We start from the raw sequence: 16,265 nt of genomic DNA on the forward strand, positions 1-16,265 counted from the left end.
CTAAATCCCCTTCCTTCCATGATATAAGCACCACGGTTCCTCTGCCATGTAATCCCCTTCATTGTAATAGGCAGCGCGTGCACGACAACCGCCACACTTTTCCTTATATCCACAGGAGCCACACCCGCCCTTATAATCGAGTGTTCGCAAGGTATTTAACACTTCATGATTCCGCCAAATTTCGTCAAACGGAGTCTCTCGAACATCCCCTAATGGGATATTCAAGTAAGCACAGGGCTGAACTTGACCCTTGGGTCCAATGATACAATAACTTGTTCCAGCCAAACAACCTCGGCTAAAGCGCATATTGACCCCCATTTGTTCAGCGATACGCATAAACTGAGGGGCACAAGTTGGCTTAAGTTCTATACTGACTGTTTGCTGTTTTTTCATAATTCGAGTAAGAACTTCCTCATAGGCCTCTGCCTTGAGGGACTCCTCCTCAATCGAAACCGCTCGGCCCGTCGGAACTAGGAAAAAGAAATGGTGAGCAACCGCGCCCATCTCGACTGCAAAATCCGTAATTGCTTCCACTTCATCCGAATTCCAATCCATAATGGTCGTGTGAATTTGAAACGCAAGACCAACTTCTTTACTGTTTCTCATTCCTCGTACTGCTCCATCCCAAGCACCTGGGAATTTTCGGAATTCGTCATGTTTCTTCTTGTCCAGAGAATCTAAGGAAATACCTATTCCCATGGCGCCAGCTTCTTTAAGTTGACGCGCCAATTCTAAAGTCAGCAGAGTTCCGTTACTCCCAAGCACCGGACGCAGTCCCAAGGACGTTGCATATGCGACTAATTCGACAATGTCCGTTCTCATTAGGGGCTCTCCCCCACTAAAAATCATAATCTTAAACCCTGCTTTAGCAATCTGTTCGAGCAAGGTCCTTGCTTGAGCGGTATTGAGCTCATCTTCTGCCTTGCATCCAGCATCACGGTAACAATGGTCACAGTACATATTACAGTCGTTTGTCGTATTCCAAGAAACGATCATGCTTGCCCCTCCTCTCTAATCCAATTTGCAACGTCTAGAGCATGGTAGGTGATTAACAGATCTGCGCCCGCCCGTTTCATGCTTACCAAGGCCTCTAGGACAATGCGTTTCTCATCAATCCAACCGTTCGCTGCTGCCGCTTTTACCATCGCATACTCACCACTGACGTTATACGCGACAACGGGCACTCCGAATCTCTCTTTGGTCCGGTAAATAATATCTCCATAGGCCATAGCTGGCTTCACGATAATTAGGTCAGCGCCCTCTTCAATATCTAGTGCTGTTTCCAACATAGCTTCGTTGCCATTCGACGGATCCATCTGATAAGTTCTACGATCTCCAAACTGAGGCGTAGACCCAGCCGCTTCACGGAAAGGGCCATAAAATCCGGAGGCTACCTTGGCCGAATAAGCCATGATCGGGATATGAGAGAATCCTTCTTTATCTAAGCCTTCTCTGATTGCCGCGACTCGCCCATCCATCATATCCGAGGGGGCTACCATATCCGCACCCGCCCGGGCATGAGAAATAGCCGTCTGGGCTAGTAGGTTGAGTGTCGGATCATTCAGGACTTGTTCATTTTCAATCAATCCACAATGCCCATGGTCGGTATATTCACAGAGACAGACATCGGTGATGACGTAGAGTTTGGGGAAATTCTTTTTGGCTAAGCGTACAGCTTCCTGAACAATCCCATGCTCATGGTAAGCTCCTGTCCCAGCACTATCTTTACTCTCTGGAATTCCAAATAATAAGACCGCAGGGATTCCCAACTTCACAACGTTCCCAAGCTCTAAGATAAACTCGTCGAGGGAAAAATTATAGACGCCAGGCATTGAGGAGATTTCGATTTTCTTTTTTTCACCGGGCATTACAAACATAGGGTAAATCAAGTCCTCAACACGGATATGATTTTCTCGAACCATTCTGCGTATCGCTTCATTAGCCCGCAACCGACGCGGGCGCCTTTTAAGTTCCATTTTATGACCTCCTATCTTAATCGCGCAAGTCGGGGGACGGTTCTTGTGCAAGTTTTGGGGACGGTTCTTGGAACTTGCATAAATTCCGGGTTCCTACTTCGTCGGAGTTATCCCTATCTCTTCATCCGTTAAATAGCATGCTGGATCGGACTCCCAGAAATCTCCGGTGACGGCTTCGGCACGTGTCCGGAAATTACCGTTACACATGTCGAGGTATTGACAGGCTGCACAGCGGCCTTTGAGCAACGCTTTACGGTCTTTGAGTCCTGCCATGATGGGATGAGACACATCAGTCCAGATCTCCTCTATTTTGCGGTCTCGGACATTTCCGAACGTGATATGCTGAGTGAATTGGTCAGGATGTACATCTCCCTGCGGGTCGACTTCTCCGAAAGCAATCCCTGAACGGTTTCCGCCATTGAATCCGATGAGACTCTTGATTTTCTCCGCCCTTGCTGGATCTTCTTTTAATGCTTGAATGTACATATACACGCCATCACAATGATTATCCACGGTGAGGATTTCCTTTTGCAACCCGCGCGCTTCAAAATCTCGGGTTCTGCGAATAATCGTATCCATCGCTTGACGAGATTCTTCCCGAGTCACATCTTCTGCGATCATTTTGTTTCCTCGGCCCGAATAGACCAGATGGTAAAAGCAAACACGATCAATGTTTTCTGCTTCAATAAAATCGAAGATCTTATCTAGTTCTTTAATATTGTGGTGATTAATGGTAAAGCGAAGTCCTACTCGTTGATCTACGGCAACACAGTTTTGAATTCCTTCCATTGCAGCCTTAAAGGCTCCCTCTTTACCACGGAACTTGTCATTGACATCAGCAAGCCCGTCAAGTGAAATGCCCACATAGGAGATCCCAATGTCTTTAATGCGCCTTGCCACTTCAGGCGTAATTAATGTGCCATTGGTCGAAAGCGTGGCCCTTAGTCCTTTCGAAATGGTATACTCGGCGAGTTCAAAAAAGTCGGGGCGAATCAGGGGCTCGCCTCCCGAGAAAAGCAGTACTGGCGATTTAAACTCAGCCAAGTTATCGATAAAACGTTTTGCTTCCGCCGTGGTCATTTCCCCTTGATATTTTTGAGAATCTGACTCCATATAACAATGAGCACATTTCAAGTTACAAGTCTTAGTCGTATTCCACACGACAACAGGACCTGACCCTATAGTAGTTCCATTTCGCGCGCCGTGTGACGCTTTGTTATATCTCAGGGAGTCTCCGAAATATTCGGTATCAAATAAAAGCTTTGTGACGCTAATCATGCTTTTTTTCCCTCCAGTAATGCTTCGACCAATCCGCTAATTGTGTATTGAGCTGCTTCTTTGAAAATAGTCAGACCCAGTTCTTGCGCAGTTGCACTAGTAATTGGTCCAATAGAATAGAGCCGGACATCCTTCAATAAGGAAACATCTCCATCTAAAAGCGTTACAAAGTTTCGAACGGTTGAAGAACTAGTAAACGTAACCGTATGGATCTCCTTCTCGCGAAGCATCTGTTGCAATTCTCCACGGTTAGCACCGCCGATTACCGTCTTATAAACTGGCACGTCCCAAACTTCCACGCCCCTAGCCTTTAGGGATTCTGGTAAAACATCTCTGGCCTCTTCGGCTCTTGCCAATAAGACCCTTTGTCCGGACAAAATCCGGCCAGATAGTCCTTCAACGATCTTCTCCGCTCGGAACTCTTCTGGTACAAAGGAAGCACGTAGTCCTCTTTGCTCCAAGGCCACTTTTGTGGCAGGACCGATGGCGACAATTTCAATACCTGCCAGATCTCGCACATCCCGCTCTTGATTCTTGAGCTCAGCAAAAAAGCCTTCAACCCCATTAGAACTAGTGAAGATTAGCCATTGAAAACCTTTCAGGTCGCTAACTGCTTTCGTTAAATAAGAGCTATCCGTTGGGGGGACAATTTCAATCATTGGAAATTCCCAGGCTTCTCCACCCAAAGCTTCTATAGCAAGCGATAATTCGCTCGCTTGATGGCGTGCGCGTGTTACAACAATCCGTTGACCAAACAGTGGCTTCTTTTCAAACCACTTGAGTTTTTCCCTTAACGTGACGACTTCGCCAACAATAATGATGGAAGGGTTCGTAAAGCCTCGTTCTTTAACATCTGCTGCAATAGTATCGAGTTGCCCCACAAGCGTGCGTTGTTCAGGTCGAGTGCCCCATTGAATAATCGCGACTGGGGTCGTGGCTTTTTTACCATTTGCCATCAGTTTTTCAGCAATTAGGGGAAGGTTCGCCATTCCCATGAGGAAAACCAGCGTCCCGTGTGATTGCGCGAGATGGTCCCAGTGAATAGTCGTTTCGTTTTTGGTTGGATCTTCATGACCCGTGATGACCGCGAACGAAGTTGTTAAATCTCGATGCGTCACAGGGATACCAGCGTAAGCTGGAACAGCGATTGCGGAGGTGATACCAGGCACAACTTCAAATTCAATGCCTGCATCCAGTAACGCTTCTGCTTCCTCGCCTCCCCGGCCAAAGACAAAAGGATCTCCCCCTTTAAGGCGGGTCACAATTTTACCTTCTAAGCCTTTATCCACAAGGAGTTGGTTAATTTCTTCTTGTCTAAGTGTATGGCGATCAGGAGATTTCCCACAATAGATAAGCTCACAATCCGGACGGACTAACGTCAGAAGACGCCGCGATGCTAAGCGATCATAGACTAATACATCTGCTTTGGCAATACATTCTGACCCTTTAACAGTTATCAACTTAGGGTCTCCAGGACCAGCACCCACTAAATATACATATCCTTTAGTCAAATTGACCACTCCTATTCAAATCAATGTAAGGGTCGCGAGGCACTTGTTCTGCCATGCGATCACCGCGTGACATCAGACCCTCTGGGCTGAGAAAGACATTCAAGCACGTGAAGCACGGGGACGGTTCTCCTACTTCCAAATAATTCTGGAAAGCCAAGGGGACGTTTTTTGCTATGCTAATCATGATGACGCTTTGACTGCTATGCGAATGCAAGTTTCAAGAACCGTCCCCAGAACTTGCATGTTTGCTACGTTCCTGACCTTGCTTCCAAGCCTGGAACTTCGCACTTACAAAAGCGAACCTTCTTTGATCGAGCAGCTTATCAAACTTGACTCAGGAGTGCTTTCATACCGGGGCGGTGGACAAGGATGTACACCGCCGGCAACCGGACACGGATGTCCGATTTGCCGAAACACATGTGTTTCGCCCCGCCCTCTTACCAGCAAGCTCTTGAGTCTTAATTTGATCAGCGAGAGCAAGCAAGTGCGCGTTGTAAGCGCGAAGTTCCCCGCGCATCACGAGATAAACGTTGTGCTAAGTACGTATCTCCGCAAGAATGCTTAGAGCCCCAAGTTCAACTAGCCGCTCAGCAACCTCTATGCCCACAGCGTCAGGATCTATCCCTGTAGCTTCGGCTTTGATCAAGCGAACCCCATCTAAGCTCGCTACCATCCCGCGCAGAGTAATCTGTTCATTTACAACTTGTGCTAAGGCCCCAATGGGGACTTGACATCCACCTTCAAGTTTGCGCATTAAAGAACGTTCAGCACGCACCGCTAGTTCAGTCTCAATATGATTAAGAGGGGATAATAATTCTCGAATATCAGATCGTTGTTCAGCTATTTCAATAGCAATTGACCCCTGACCAACTGCCGAAAGCATCATGTTTTCGGGTAAAATTTGAGTGATTCGATCCCCCCATCCTAAACGTTTTACACCAGCAGCCGCCAAAACAATCCCATCCATATTGGACTCAGTTAACTTCCTCCAACGCGTTTGAAGATTGCCACGCAAATCAACAAATACAAAATCCGGGCGATAGTGTTTGAGTTGCGATTTTCGCCGCAGACTGCTTGTGCCTATGATAGCCCCAGTGGGTAAATCTTCGAGAGCAATTCCGTTTTTGCTGAGAAAAACATCCCTCGGCTCTTCTCTTTCACAAAAAGTGCTTATCGTCAATCCCTTTGGTAACAAGGTTGGCATGTCCTTTAGGCTATGGACTGCCATATCAAGCTCATCTGACAATAGTCCCTGTTCTAATTCCTTCGTGAATAACCCCTTGTCCCCAATCTTAGAAAGGGGTACATCTAATATTTTATCTCCTTTGGTTTTCATAGGGACCAGCTCAAAGTGGAGACGCGGATAAGATTTAGTTAATTGGCTTTTCACCCACTCAGCTTGCCACATTGCGAGTAAGCTGTCACGAGTCCCAATTCTGATGGTCTTCATTCTGCTTCTGCCCTCCTGTGATGCACTTGACCATGATGATGCCCTGCTACTTTGGCTGGGCGCTTATCTTCTTCCTCAACATCTAAGTCAAAAAGATTCTGTAAGATTTCAGTATAAAGATGCCCTTGGCTTGTCGCTGCATACTCTTTAAGATTCGTGATGGGCACGTGTAAAAGATGATTGACGATAGAATTTGCCATAGAACGGATAATCTTTTCTTGTTTTGGAGTTAATCCATTTAAATGTTCAAACGCTCTCTCGAGTTGCAAGTCTTTAATTTTTTGCCCCTTTTTCTGTAATGCTAGAATAGTTGGAACAGAAAACAAGGAATTGTGCCATTTAAGGAAACTTATCATTTCATCTTCAATAATCTTTTCAGCGTTGACGGCTGCTAATTCTCGTTCTTGATGATGGCGGTCAACTACCCCACGTAAATCATCTATGTCAAATAGCGTTACGAAAGGTATCTTACCTACGTCAGGGTGGATATCGCGAGGAACCGCAATATCGATCAGAAGCATAGGGCGTCCCTCACGAGTCTTCATTATCGCCTGCATGCGTTCTGGTATTAACACAAAATGGGTTGATGCCGTTGCGGAAATAACAATATCAACTTCCTCAAGGTACTGGTCCATATTATCAAAACGTACTGCTCTACCAGAACACTCTTGAGCCAAGAGTGCAGCTTTTTCATAGGATCGATTCGACACCAAGACAGTGTTAGCCCCTGCTGCAACTAGGTTTCTGGCAGTTAGGGTGCTCATTTCTCCAGCTCCCAAGATTAAAATCCCTTTGCCTTGGAGTTCACCAAAGTGTTGTTTAGCAAGCTCTACAGCTGTATAACTGATGGAAACTGGGTGCTGATCAATCAAAGTATCCGTGCGCACGCGTTTACCTACAGCCAAGGCATTCTGGAAAAGCACATTTATTGCTTTGTTCGTGACCTCTGCTTCACATGCCTGTTGATAAGCGTTAGCGACCTGTCCTAGAATTTGAGTCTCTCCCCGTACCATCGAATCCAATCCTGAGACAACTCGATACAAGTGGCGCACTGAGTCATACAAGGTGTGTACATACAAGTAGTGATCGAGTACGTTTTCCCCCAGCCCATGTTGACTAGCAAGGAACTTCTTTATGGAACAGATTCCCATCTCTACATCTGTTGTTGCAGCATAGACCTCAGTACGATTACAGGTACTGATAATTACTACTCCTTCAAGTCCTGGGCAACTTTTTAATTCTCTAAGTACCTTCTGTATCTGGGAGGGATGAAAACTCATTTTTTCTCTAATTTCTACAGGTGCGCTTCGATGATTTAATCCAATAGCGACAGGAAACACTTTTCAACCACTCCTTCTGCCTCGGCTAATCGCTGGGCTTTAATGAGTTTCCTCACTTCTCCGTCCGTAAAGCGATTCCAAAAAATAGTTCGTTTCTCGATTGGCAAGTCACGCTTGGCTTTAGTGCGCCAAGATTTAAGTAAGGTGAGATAATCAGCCATCTCATTGCCGTACAATGTTTCCAGCTCTGCACGAACTTGTCGTGCAACGATGGGGCTGCTCCCTCCTGTGGATACCGCAATTTTCAAATCCCCTCGTTCCATAATTGAAGGGACAATAAAGCTACAGTTCTCTGGGTCATCCACGACATTTACCAACCGATAGCAAACTTTGGCGTCATGGGACACTTGAGCATTAACTTCTTCTATTTCTGTACATGAAAAAACGAGCATAATTTCCCGCATATCTTCTGGCGAATATTCTTTTTCTACCCAAGTACAGGTTTTATCATTGACCAGTTCCCTAAGCTCCGGAATGAGCTGGGGAGAGACAATCTGCACCAATGCTCCATGATGCAAAAGGGTTTGAACTTTGCGTAAAGCTACGCCCCCTCCACCGACGACCAAAACCGGCAGAGCATTTAAATCTATAAATATTGGATAATACTGCGACATATTTAAAGTCACCTTCTCCAGCTTTTCTTCCCTTTTGATTTCGCCCTAGTAGAACATTTACCCTGCTAATGTGTAAGAAAATTCGAATTCCTATCCATCTTCACCTTATAACTACGAAGCATAAGAATGCAGTCCGACTAAAAAGTAGTTAACTCCAAAGAAAGTAAATAACACGGCTGCAAAACCAAATACAGCCATCCAAGCAGCCCGTTTCCCTTTCCAACCGTACATCAACCTAGCATGCAAATAAGCTGCATAAATAATCCAGGTAATCAAAGACCACGTTTCTTTAGGGTCCCAGGACCAATAAGTACCCCATGCATAATTTGCCCATATTGCGCCCGTGATAATGCAGAGCGATAACAGTGGGAAAGCGAAAGCCACACTTTTGTACGCTAGCTCATCTAATGTTTCTAAGGAGGGGAATCGAGCAACAATACTGTCGGGTTTCAATTTTATCCCGCTATCTTGTTTACTCAATTTAAGCAAATACATAATACCTAACCCAAACGATATAGCGAAAGCACCGTAGGAAAAAATCGCCGTAGCAACGTGGAAGGTGAGCCATTTACTCTTCAGGGCTGGAGGAATCGCATGGGCAATTCGTTCCTCAGGTCCCATGGTCATAATTATGAACATCAAAAGTAAGAAAGCAATGGGCATGACAAAGGCACCCAGAGTCTTTAACTTATAGCGATACTCAGCAAACAAATACACGACCATAATTCCCCATACAAAGGTCAAGAGGAATTCGTACCCATTGGTAAGCGGAGGATGCCCTGAAATCATCATTCTGAAAATAATGGCAAACGTGTTCGCAATGACGGCGATGATCGTTAGATAAGTCGCCAAACGACCAACAAATTCATTCTTAGTGACTAACCAAACCACGTATAACAGCATACATAAAGTAGTTGCTAACACTAAACTATAAAACATGGCCACTTCAAGACTCTCCAGCATTCTGTACCCTCCTAAGCTATTTTCCCATAGTTGTTTTTATTGAACTAACAAATTGCTCTAAAGCTCTGTTGGTACTATCTGGCATTTTACCCGATAATGCACCTACTGTTAGCGTACCTCGTTTTCCGTTCTCGGATTGAATAATTCCTGAGATAACTAAAGGTTGCCAGTAAAAAGCTAGTAACAACCCACCGAGCAACAACCCACAACCTAACCAGATAACAGCGACCCCAGGATCTTTCTTAACTTGTAACCCCGTAAATCCTGCTAATCCCTCATAAGTTAAACGATAGGTTCCTTGCACATCAATCGTTTCTCCAGTCTTGAGCTGGCCAGTTTGGATCGGATTTACTCCAGTACCTTTGTAAACCTGATAAAGAACGTCTGGATTCTGGGATAAGCTTTTCGCAAGGGTTGTTACGAGATAAAGGTCAGTCCCTGGGGCTTGATAATAGCTTTGTCTCTGATCACGCAAGACAACTGGTTTTTTTTGTCCATTCATTTCTGCTGTAAACAGGGCACCATTGGCAAAACTCGCTTGATAGAAAGTGACTCCTTTATACTTAAACGGATGATTCACCGACAAGGTCTTCCTCGCCACTTCTTCACCATTTTCTAAAACGCTCAAATCTGTATACCAATTATCCCGTTCACCATTCGGCAAAAATCGATCCTCCGCAGAATTAACGCGCACACTAAATGTCTCAGAAACTCTCCCTTTAGAAACTTCGATTTCTCGAATAGCGATGGTCGTTCCAGACCCTTCCATGAAATATCCTTTAAAGCCTAATAGGGACCCCAATAAGGCCCCAATAACTAATACCACAAAAGAAAGATGGGTGATCAATGAGCCCCAGTTTCCTAGGCGGCGTTTTATGGCTATAAAACTCCAATGGCCTGACTGGTCGTTAAGCTTAAAACGAAATCCTTTTTGTCTTAGGACCTCCTGAACTGATTCTCGTAATGATGCTAATTCGCCTTGAACCACAAGCTGATTTTTTTGTGGAATCCGTGCGAGATTTAACGGCGGCGTTAGCTTAAATGTTCGTAGATAAATACCCCTAAACCTTTGAGTACTACACACTATAAGATTGATACATAATAGCCCCAGTAATAAACGAAACCAAACTGCGCTATAAAGATGTGTAAACCCCATCGTTTGCCACAGTTGGCTCACTGCCTCAGCTTTTTCGGGCGATTGTTCTATCTGTGGGACAATCGTTCCGATGCCAGACACAAAAGCAATTACGCCTAATAAGGCTAGTCCAAGCTTCATGGAACTAAAGAAACCCCAAATTCGTTCAATCAAATCCTTCGAATTGTCAACCATTAAACTTTACCCCTCCCGGCTTATATCCACTAAAGTATTATTGACACTAGTTTATCGTTATATGCTACTTTGATAGATTGACAAGGATAAGCTACATTGTAACCTATACGAGGATTCAACTCCATCACGCTTCTCCCTCTTTCTGAGTAGTGACCCCTTCTAATAGCAAGGAAAGTTTATAATTGATATTATCCATAAAGGGAAGTCCTAGGTTGCTACTCATTGTAGATTTATGAATTTCAGAAAACATCTCATTGATAATTTCGGGTGGGATATCTCTTCTAAACTCATTCTTTTCTTGTCCTTCTCTAATGATACTGGATAAAATCTCCTTAAACCTAACCCCATGAGGTGCTTTCCTGTCAAGTTTATCGAGATTACGGTAAAATTTCATATATAAACTTATTAGTGATTGGTTTTCTTCATAGGTTTTTCCTACGGCCTGTACCATCTGGGATAGTTTTTCAGGTGCATTTAAGGGGGATGTCTGTATCTCTTCAAGAGTTTGGTTACCACTGTCAATTCTTTCAACAAGGCAGTATTTTAGAATAGCTTCCTTAGATTCGAAGTAATTATAAAAAGTACCCGTTCCCAGATCTGCTTCTTCCATTATTTCTGCGACTGTAATTTCATTCAGCCCTTTACTGAAAAATAATTTCAAAGCTATTTCTGCTATCGTCTTTTTTGTCTGAAGTTTTTTTCTCTCACGCCTACTTGTTTCTTGTTGCATTTTTTTCCCTCCAGAGAGATATTGATATTTTTTATAGTACGGATTCTAAGTCATGAAACTAGTGGAGGAATAAGTAGGTATACGTTACCAATTACTGAACCGTGTGATATTTTATTATAACCATAAATACTGAGGTGGTCAACAATAAATGAATGCATTCATTTATTGTTGACGAGAATATTTAAAGAGGACTCCCCTGCTCTAGGGTAGTCCTCTTTAATCACGAAAGATAGCGTTAACTAAAACAAAAATAATTACGAATTGCAAATTAAAACTTTCTAACCCTTATAAACTCAGCTAACTCTTCCAAAGCCTTACGGGTTGGGACCTGGGGAAGATCCTGCAAATGTCTTTTCGCCTTCAAAACATATAAATCGACCAAATGCATCGCCTCATCAATTGCCCCAGTGTTGTTGATCAATCCAATCGTTTCCAACACTTCTTCATCCGTTTTATCCACTTTTCTAAGCAACGTCTTCAAATGGGCCGGGTTAGTCGATGATTTCAGAGCCAAGATCATGGGTAAGGTCATAATCCCCTGACGCAAATCTCCTCCAACTGGTTTCCCGAATTCGGCGGCCTTGGCCGTCAAATCTAAAACATCATCGACAATCTGAAAGGCCATTCCAAGCGAATGTCCGTAGGCACCCAGTGCCCATACTTGACGCCTAGGAGCTCCAGATACTATAGCACCTAGCCTGCAACAGGCGGAGATTAGTAAGGCTGTTTTACGTTTTATACGGTAATAGTACTGTTTTATGTTTTGCTCTACGTCAAAGGAACATTTAATCTGCTGGATCTCCCCTTGGCACATTTCAACACTGATTTCTGCTAAGATACGTGCAACCTCTGGATGATCAATCTTGGAAATGAGCATCAATGATTTAGCTAACAGGTAGTCTCCTGTTTGCACGGATACAATGTTGCCCCAGTTGGCTTTTACCGTCGGGCGCCCTCTTCTGGTCATCGAAGCGTCCACGACATCATCATGGACTAGTGAAGACATATGAATGAGTTCTAAGGCCATCGCCACTGGAATTAATTTTTCCAAGGAATAGCCATAGAATTTCCCGGCTAAGAGCGTAAAAGCTGGACGTAACCGTTTTCCGCCTGCAGCTAATAAATGGACAGCCGAATCCTGGAGAATCGGATAATCCGTCTCCACGAACTTGGTCAGTTCTTTTTCAACACGTTGCAGATCTGAATTTATTTGACTAAAGAGCCAGAGTTGTTTCAAAACCGGTTCACCTGCTCGCACCCTTTTCTTCATAAGATACCATATCTAATGGTAATTCCGCTAGTGGATCCTTGGAATTTTCATCTTCGTACTTTAACAATACCTCGTCGTTTACTGCTTTGTCCCCACTTTGCGGCGCTTGTGTTTTCTGTTCGTTACTACGTGATGAAGTAGTTTGCTCAAACGCTTTATTCATAACATTCTTAGGTGTATCCATTGTATTTTGAAATTCTTTGGTCAATTCTTGGGTTGCTTTGCGAATTTCAAAAACTACTTTACCAATTGTCCTAGCTATATCTGGTAAATCCTCAGGCCCAAACAAGATAAGTGCAATAGCCAAAATAATGAAAATTTCACTAAAACCCACGTCAGTGCCCCCCCTTAACCAATCTAAGTTTTTACTTCTATAAAGTGGGAGTTCCACTATTCAGACTCGATGCCAGTTTTTAGCTGGTCGGAGTTCACTTTACTGCTAGCTCTTTATCTCTATTACGAGCCACCAGATAACCTAACCAAATGCTGATTTCATAGAGGAGATACATTGGTCCCGCCATGAGGAGTTGGGTAACTAAGTCTGGTGTTGGGGAAATAACAACCGCCATAATGACAATTGTGAGAATTGCCCAACGTCTTTTCTTGGCTAATATTTGTGGAGACAAGATCCCTATGCGAATTAAAATCAATAAGACAATCGGTAGTTGGAATACAAGTCCAAAGGTTAAGAGAAAGGTTAAGATAAAGCCAAGATACGATGTTTTGGTCAGAAAAGGCGTTGACTGAACTCCCCCAAGTCCAGCATATATTAAGAACTTTATTCCTATCGGCAGCACTACATAGAAACACAGAGCGGCTCCCCCAAGGAAAAGAAGTACAGAACTTGGAACTATAATATATAGATATTTTCGTTCATTTTGCTTTAGAGCGGGTAATACAAAACTCCAGATTTGCCACATGAGTACAGGGAGCGCTAGGCAGACTCCAATGAACATAGAAACTTTAACCTTCACTAGCATTGGTTCCATGGGCGTTGTCGTAATGAACTTTATATCTTGCAACAGGATCACTGGTCTTGCTAAATAAGCAAAGACTAGATCACTAAAGAACCAACCGATAATGGAACCTATTACTATAGCATACGCAGAGATAATTAATACTTTGCGTAGGGCAAGTACATGTTCTAGCAACGGCAAATTGCTATCCTTACGAGGTCGCCTGCGCATCAGCCTACACTTCCTTCCTATAGACCTTTAACAACTCATAGTGCGTGTTGCGTTGAACAGCTTGATAACCCGCATCTTCAATGCAACGAATAATCTCCTGCAAGGGGACACGAGTTTGTACGCCGGCGGCACGAACGACATTTTCTTCTAACATGGTGCTGCCAAAATCATTCGCTCCGAAACGCAACGCTACTTGCGCCATCTTGGCTCCTTGGGTAACCCAAGAAGCTTGAATATTGGGTACATTGTCGAGCATTAAGCGTGCAATTGAGAGTGTCCTCAGGTACTCGACCCCCGTACTTCCTTCTCCACCTAGCAGAGTGTTGGTTGGAGCAAAACTCCAAGGGATAAAGGCCGTAAATCCACCAGTTTGATCCTGAGCCTCTCGAACACGTACTATATGTAAAATTCGCTCCTCAAATGTCTCGACATGTCCAAACATCATGGTTGCAGTCGTCTTCATGCCCAGCTGGTGGGCCTCAGTCATCACGTCCATCCACTGTTGCCAACCTATTTTGTTTGGGCTGATTAGATGACGAACTCGATCATCTAAGATTTCTGCTCCACCCCCGGGAATTGAATCTAAACCTGCATTTTTAAGGCGAACGATAACTTCTTCAATAGGCAACTTAGCTTTATTAGCTAGGTCCCATATTTCTGGAGGGCTAAACGAGTGAATGTGTATAGAGTAATGAGCTTTAATATCGCGCAAAAGATCTTCGAAATACTCAAGATTCAAATCAGGATGTAATCCCCCTTGAATTAAGAGCTGAGTCCCTCCAACGTCGATTGTTTCTTCAATTTTAGCATGTAATTCGTCCCGTGACAAAATATAACCGTTTGGGTCTTCTGGTTTACAATAAAAGGCGCAAAATTTACATTGACAGGAACACACATTTGTATAATTAATATTCCGGTCAATAACAAACGTGACTACTTTTTCCGGATGCATTTGGTCTCGAACGAGATCCGCGCCTTGACCCAGACTAAGAAGATCTGCATCTTGAAATAGTTTGATTCCATCTGAGATGGTTAACCGCTCGCCCGTTAGACGTTTTTCTATGATTTTTAAGGTCTCTGTTTGCATGTAGATCCCCCTACCCCGTCACGTTCTACCGCAACTCGTCCTGCCTTTTCAATCATATGGATGATGGCTCGTACCGTTAAAACCGGACTTGTATCTACCCCTTCTAAGTGACTAATTCGCTCCTCGACGATGTTACCCTCTAGTTCATCTACCCCAAACGCTAGAGAAACCTGAGTCAGTTTAGGACCTAACATGACCCAAGAGACTTTAATATGATCGAAATTATCAAGTAAAATTCTTGAAATTGCCACCGTTTTCAAGTCTTCAATACCAGTTGTCGTTTCGACACCCATCGTTCCTTCAATTAATCTATCTTCAGGGTAATAAGATTGTGGTCTAAACGACAGATACTCGCCAGTTTGGTCCTGTACTGCCCGCAGCTGCAGCATTTGGTCAATCCGTTCCTCCGTTGATTCCAAGTTCCCGTAGAACATCGTTGCGTCCTGAACCTCAGTGTCCAAACGTTTATCAACAATGAAAAATGTTTGATTACCGTTTTTTTGTTCGCGCACGAAATTTGCCATATAGCCAAGAGCCAAGATATCTTGACTGTTCATCATGCGAACACCCGCGTCATAATTTAATCGTTCGCCCATTTCAACTTTTTCTATTAGGTCAAAGAGTTCACTTGAAGCAAATAGTGAGGGCAAAGCATACCTCTCCTTTACACTAGCTCAATAAGATTAAATCTGAGATTGAAAATACAAAGAGTAAGAGACTTAAATACCCATTAAGATCGAAAAATGCGACTCCGATCTTCGAGAGATCGTCTGCTGAGACAAGTCGATGCTGACGATAGAGCAATATAATAGCAATCAAGACCCCCCCATAATACAGCCAACTCATTGACATTACCACTCCGACGGCTATAAAAAGGATGGGAGCAATAATATGAAAAGCCGCTGAAATCTCTAACCCTCTCTGTACTCCAAAAATTGCAGGGATTGAGTGAAGGCCTTCATTGCGATCAAACTCCACATCTTGGCAGGCATAAACAACATCAAACCCCGCGACCCAAGTCATGACCCCTAGCCCTAAAAGAATGGGCGCGAGAGCCCAATGACCAGTTACCCCAATCCAAGCACCTGCTGGGGCCAAGCCCAGTGAAATTCCTAATATGATATGGCAAGCCCAAGTAAATCTTTTTGTATAGGAGTATAAGACAAGAAAAAAAACTGCAATTGGCATCAACCACAAGGCTAATATATTGAGCTGGTATGCTGAATAACCAAGGAGTAGGAAAGAGAGCACTGTATAAAGGTAGACTTCATTTACTCTTAACTGCCCTGCGGGCAGTGCTCTTTGCGCAGTCCTAGGGTTACGTGCATCAATATGCCGATCAATCAGTCGATTTAAGGACATCGCTGCGGTCCGGGCCCCTATCATAGCCAGCGTAATCCAGAACAGCTTTAATTTAGGGGGAACACCGTTTGCAGCTAAAAAAGCACCAAGATACGCAAAAGGAAGGGCAAAAAGGGTATGTTCAAATTTAATCATTTCAAAAAAAACTTTTAGTTTTTGCATAGTCT

16 protein-coding genes are annotated in these 16,265 nt (G+C 43.9%); all 16 read right to left on the reverse strand.

The window, feature by feature from the left end; all coding sequences use genetic code 11:
• The 16 genes from nirJ2 to E4K67_RS12720 all read right to left on the reverse strand — a co-directional run bounded on the left by nirJ2 (position 1) and on the right by E4K67_RS12720 (position 16,260).
• The gene (gene nirJ2, locus E4K67_RS12640) at positions 1–996 is read right to left on the reverse strand and encodes a putative heme d1 biosynthesis radical SAM protein NirJ2 (protein WP_135547233.1); all 996 of its coding nucleotides are present in this window, start codon (positions 994–996) and stop codon (positions 1–3) included.
• Entirely contained in the window at positions 993–1,976 is a 984-nt protein-coding gene (gene hemB / locus E4K67_RS12645; RefSeq protein ID WP_135547235.1) for a porphobilinogen synthase, read from the reverse strand. Before hemB ends, nirJ2 begins: the two co-directional genes overlap by 4 nt.
• A 93-nt stretch (positions 1,977–2,069) precedes the next feature.
• Complete coding sequence (nirJ1, locus tag E4K67_RS12650; RefSeq protein WP_135547237.1) at positions 2,070–3,254, reverse strand: putative heme d1 biosynthesis radical SAM protein NirJ1; 1,185 nt, start codon at positions 3,252–3,254, stop codon at positions 2,070–2,072.
• Positions 3,251–4,765, reverse strand: coding sequence for a uroporphyrinogen-III C-methyltransferase (cobA, locus tag E4K67_RS12655; RefSeq protein ID WP_135547239.1), 1,515 nt, complete (start codon positions 4,763–4,765; stop codon positions 3,251–3,253). Before cobA ends, nirJ1 begins: the two co-directional genes overlap by 4 nt.
• 535 nt (positions 4,766–5,300) lie before the next feature.
• A complete protein-coding gene (gene hemC / locus E4K67_RS12665) occupies positions 5,301–6,215 on the reverse strand; it encodes a hydroxymethylbilane synthase (protein ID WP_135547243.1) in 915 nt (304 codons plus the stop codon).
• On the reverse strand, positions 6,212–7,555 hold the full coding sequence (gene hemA, locus E4K67_RS12670) for a glutamyl-tRNA reductase (protein WP_135547245.1): 1,344 nt from the start codon (positions 7,553–7,555) through the stop codon (positions 6,212–6,214). Before hemA ends, hemC begins: the two co-directional genes overlap by 4 nt.
• Complete coding sequence (locus tag E4K67_RS12675) at positions 7,531–8,169, reverse strand: precorrin-2 dehydrogenase/sirohydrochlorin ferrochelatase family protein (RefSeq protein WP_135547247.1); 639 nt, start codon at positions 8,167–8,169, stop codon at positions 7,531–7,533. The genes hemA and E4K67_RS12675 overlap by 25 nt, the downstream gene beginning before the upstream one ends.
• Positions 8,170–8,280: 111 nt before the next feature.
• A complete protein-coding gene (gene ccsB, locus E4K67_RS12680; protein WP_135547248.1) occupies positions 8,281–9,132 on the reverse strand; it encodes a c-type cytochrome biogenesis protein CcsB in 852 nt (283 codons plus the stop codon).
• Positions 9,133–9,148: 16 nt separating this feature from the next.
• Entirely contained in the window at positions 9,149–10,462 is a 1,314-nt protein-coding gene (locus E4K67_RS12685; protein ID WP_135547250.1) for a cytochrome c biogenesis ResB family protein, read from the reverse strand.
• A 124-nt stretch (positions 10,463–10,586) separates the two neighbouring features.
• Positions 10,587–11,192: a TetR/AcrR family transcriptional regulator gene (locus tag E4K67_RS12690; RefSeq protein ID WP_135547252.1), complete on the reverse strand. Its 606-nt coding sequence runs from the start codon at positions 11,190–11,192 to the stop codon at positions 10,587–10,589.
• Positions 11,193–11,460: 268 nt separating this feature from the next.
• The gene (locus tag E4K67_RS12695; RefSeq protein WP_135547253.1) at positions 11,461–12,429 is read right to left on the reverse strand and encodes a polyprenyl synthetase family protein; all 969 of its coding nucleotides are present in this window, start codon (positions 12,427–12,429) and stop codon (positions 11,461–11,463) included.
• Positions 12,430–12,436: 7 nt separating this feature from the next.
• The gene (locus tag E4K67_RS12700) at positions 12,437–12,796 is read right to left on the reverse strand and encodes a twin-arginine translocase TatA/TatE family subunit (protein WP_135547255.1); all 360 of its coding nucleotides are present in this window, start codon (positions 12,794–12,796) and stop codon (positions 12,437–12,439) included.
• A gap of 94 nt (positions 12,797–12,890) precedes the next feature.
• Positions 12,891–13,649, reverse strand: coding sequence for a twin-arginine translocase subunit TatC (gene tatC / locus E4K67_RS12705; RefSeq protein ID WP_135547257.1), 759 nt, complete (start codon positions 13,647–13,649; stop codon positions 12,891–12,893).
• A 4-nt stretch (positions 13,650–13,653) separates the two neighbouring features.
• Entirely contained in the window at positions 13,654–14,736 is a 1,083-nt protein-coding gene (mqnC, locus tag E4K67_RS12710) for a cyclic dehypoxanthinyl futalosine synthase (RefSeq protein WP_135547259.1), read from the reverse strand.
• Entirely contained in the window at positions 14,718–15,386 is a 669-nt protein-coding gene (locus E4K67_RS12715) for an FO synthase (protein WP_135547260.1), read from the reverse strand. Before E4K67_RS12715 ends, mqnC begins: the two co-directional genes overlap by 19 nt.
• A 19-nt stretch (positions 15,387–15,405) precedes the next feature.
• Positions 15,406–16,260, reverse strand: a complete 855-nt coding sequence (locus tag E4K67_RS12720) for a UbiA-like polyprenyltransferase (protein ID WP_135547262.1) — start codon at positions 16,258–16,260, stop codon at positions 15,406–15,408.
• Positions 16,261–16,265: the final 5 nt, after the last annotated feature.

The sequence above is a fragment of the Desulfosporosinus fructosivorans genome (assembly GCF_004766045.1).
GTDB lineage: Bacteria > Bacillota > Desulfitobacteriia > Desulfitobacteriales > Desulfitobacteriaceae > Desulfosporosinus > Desulfosporosinus fructosivorans.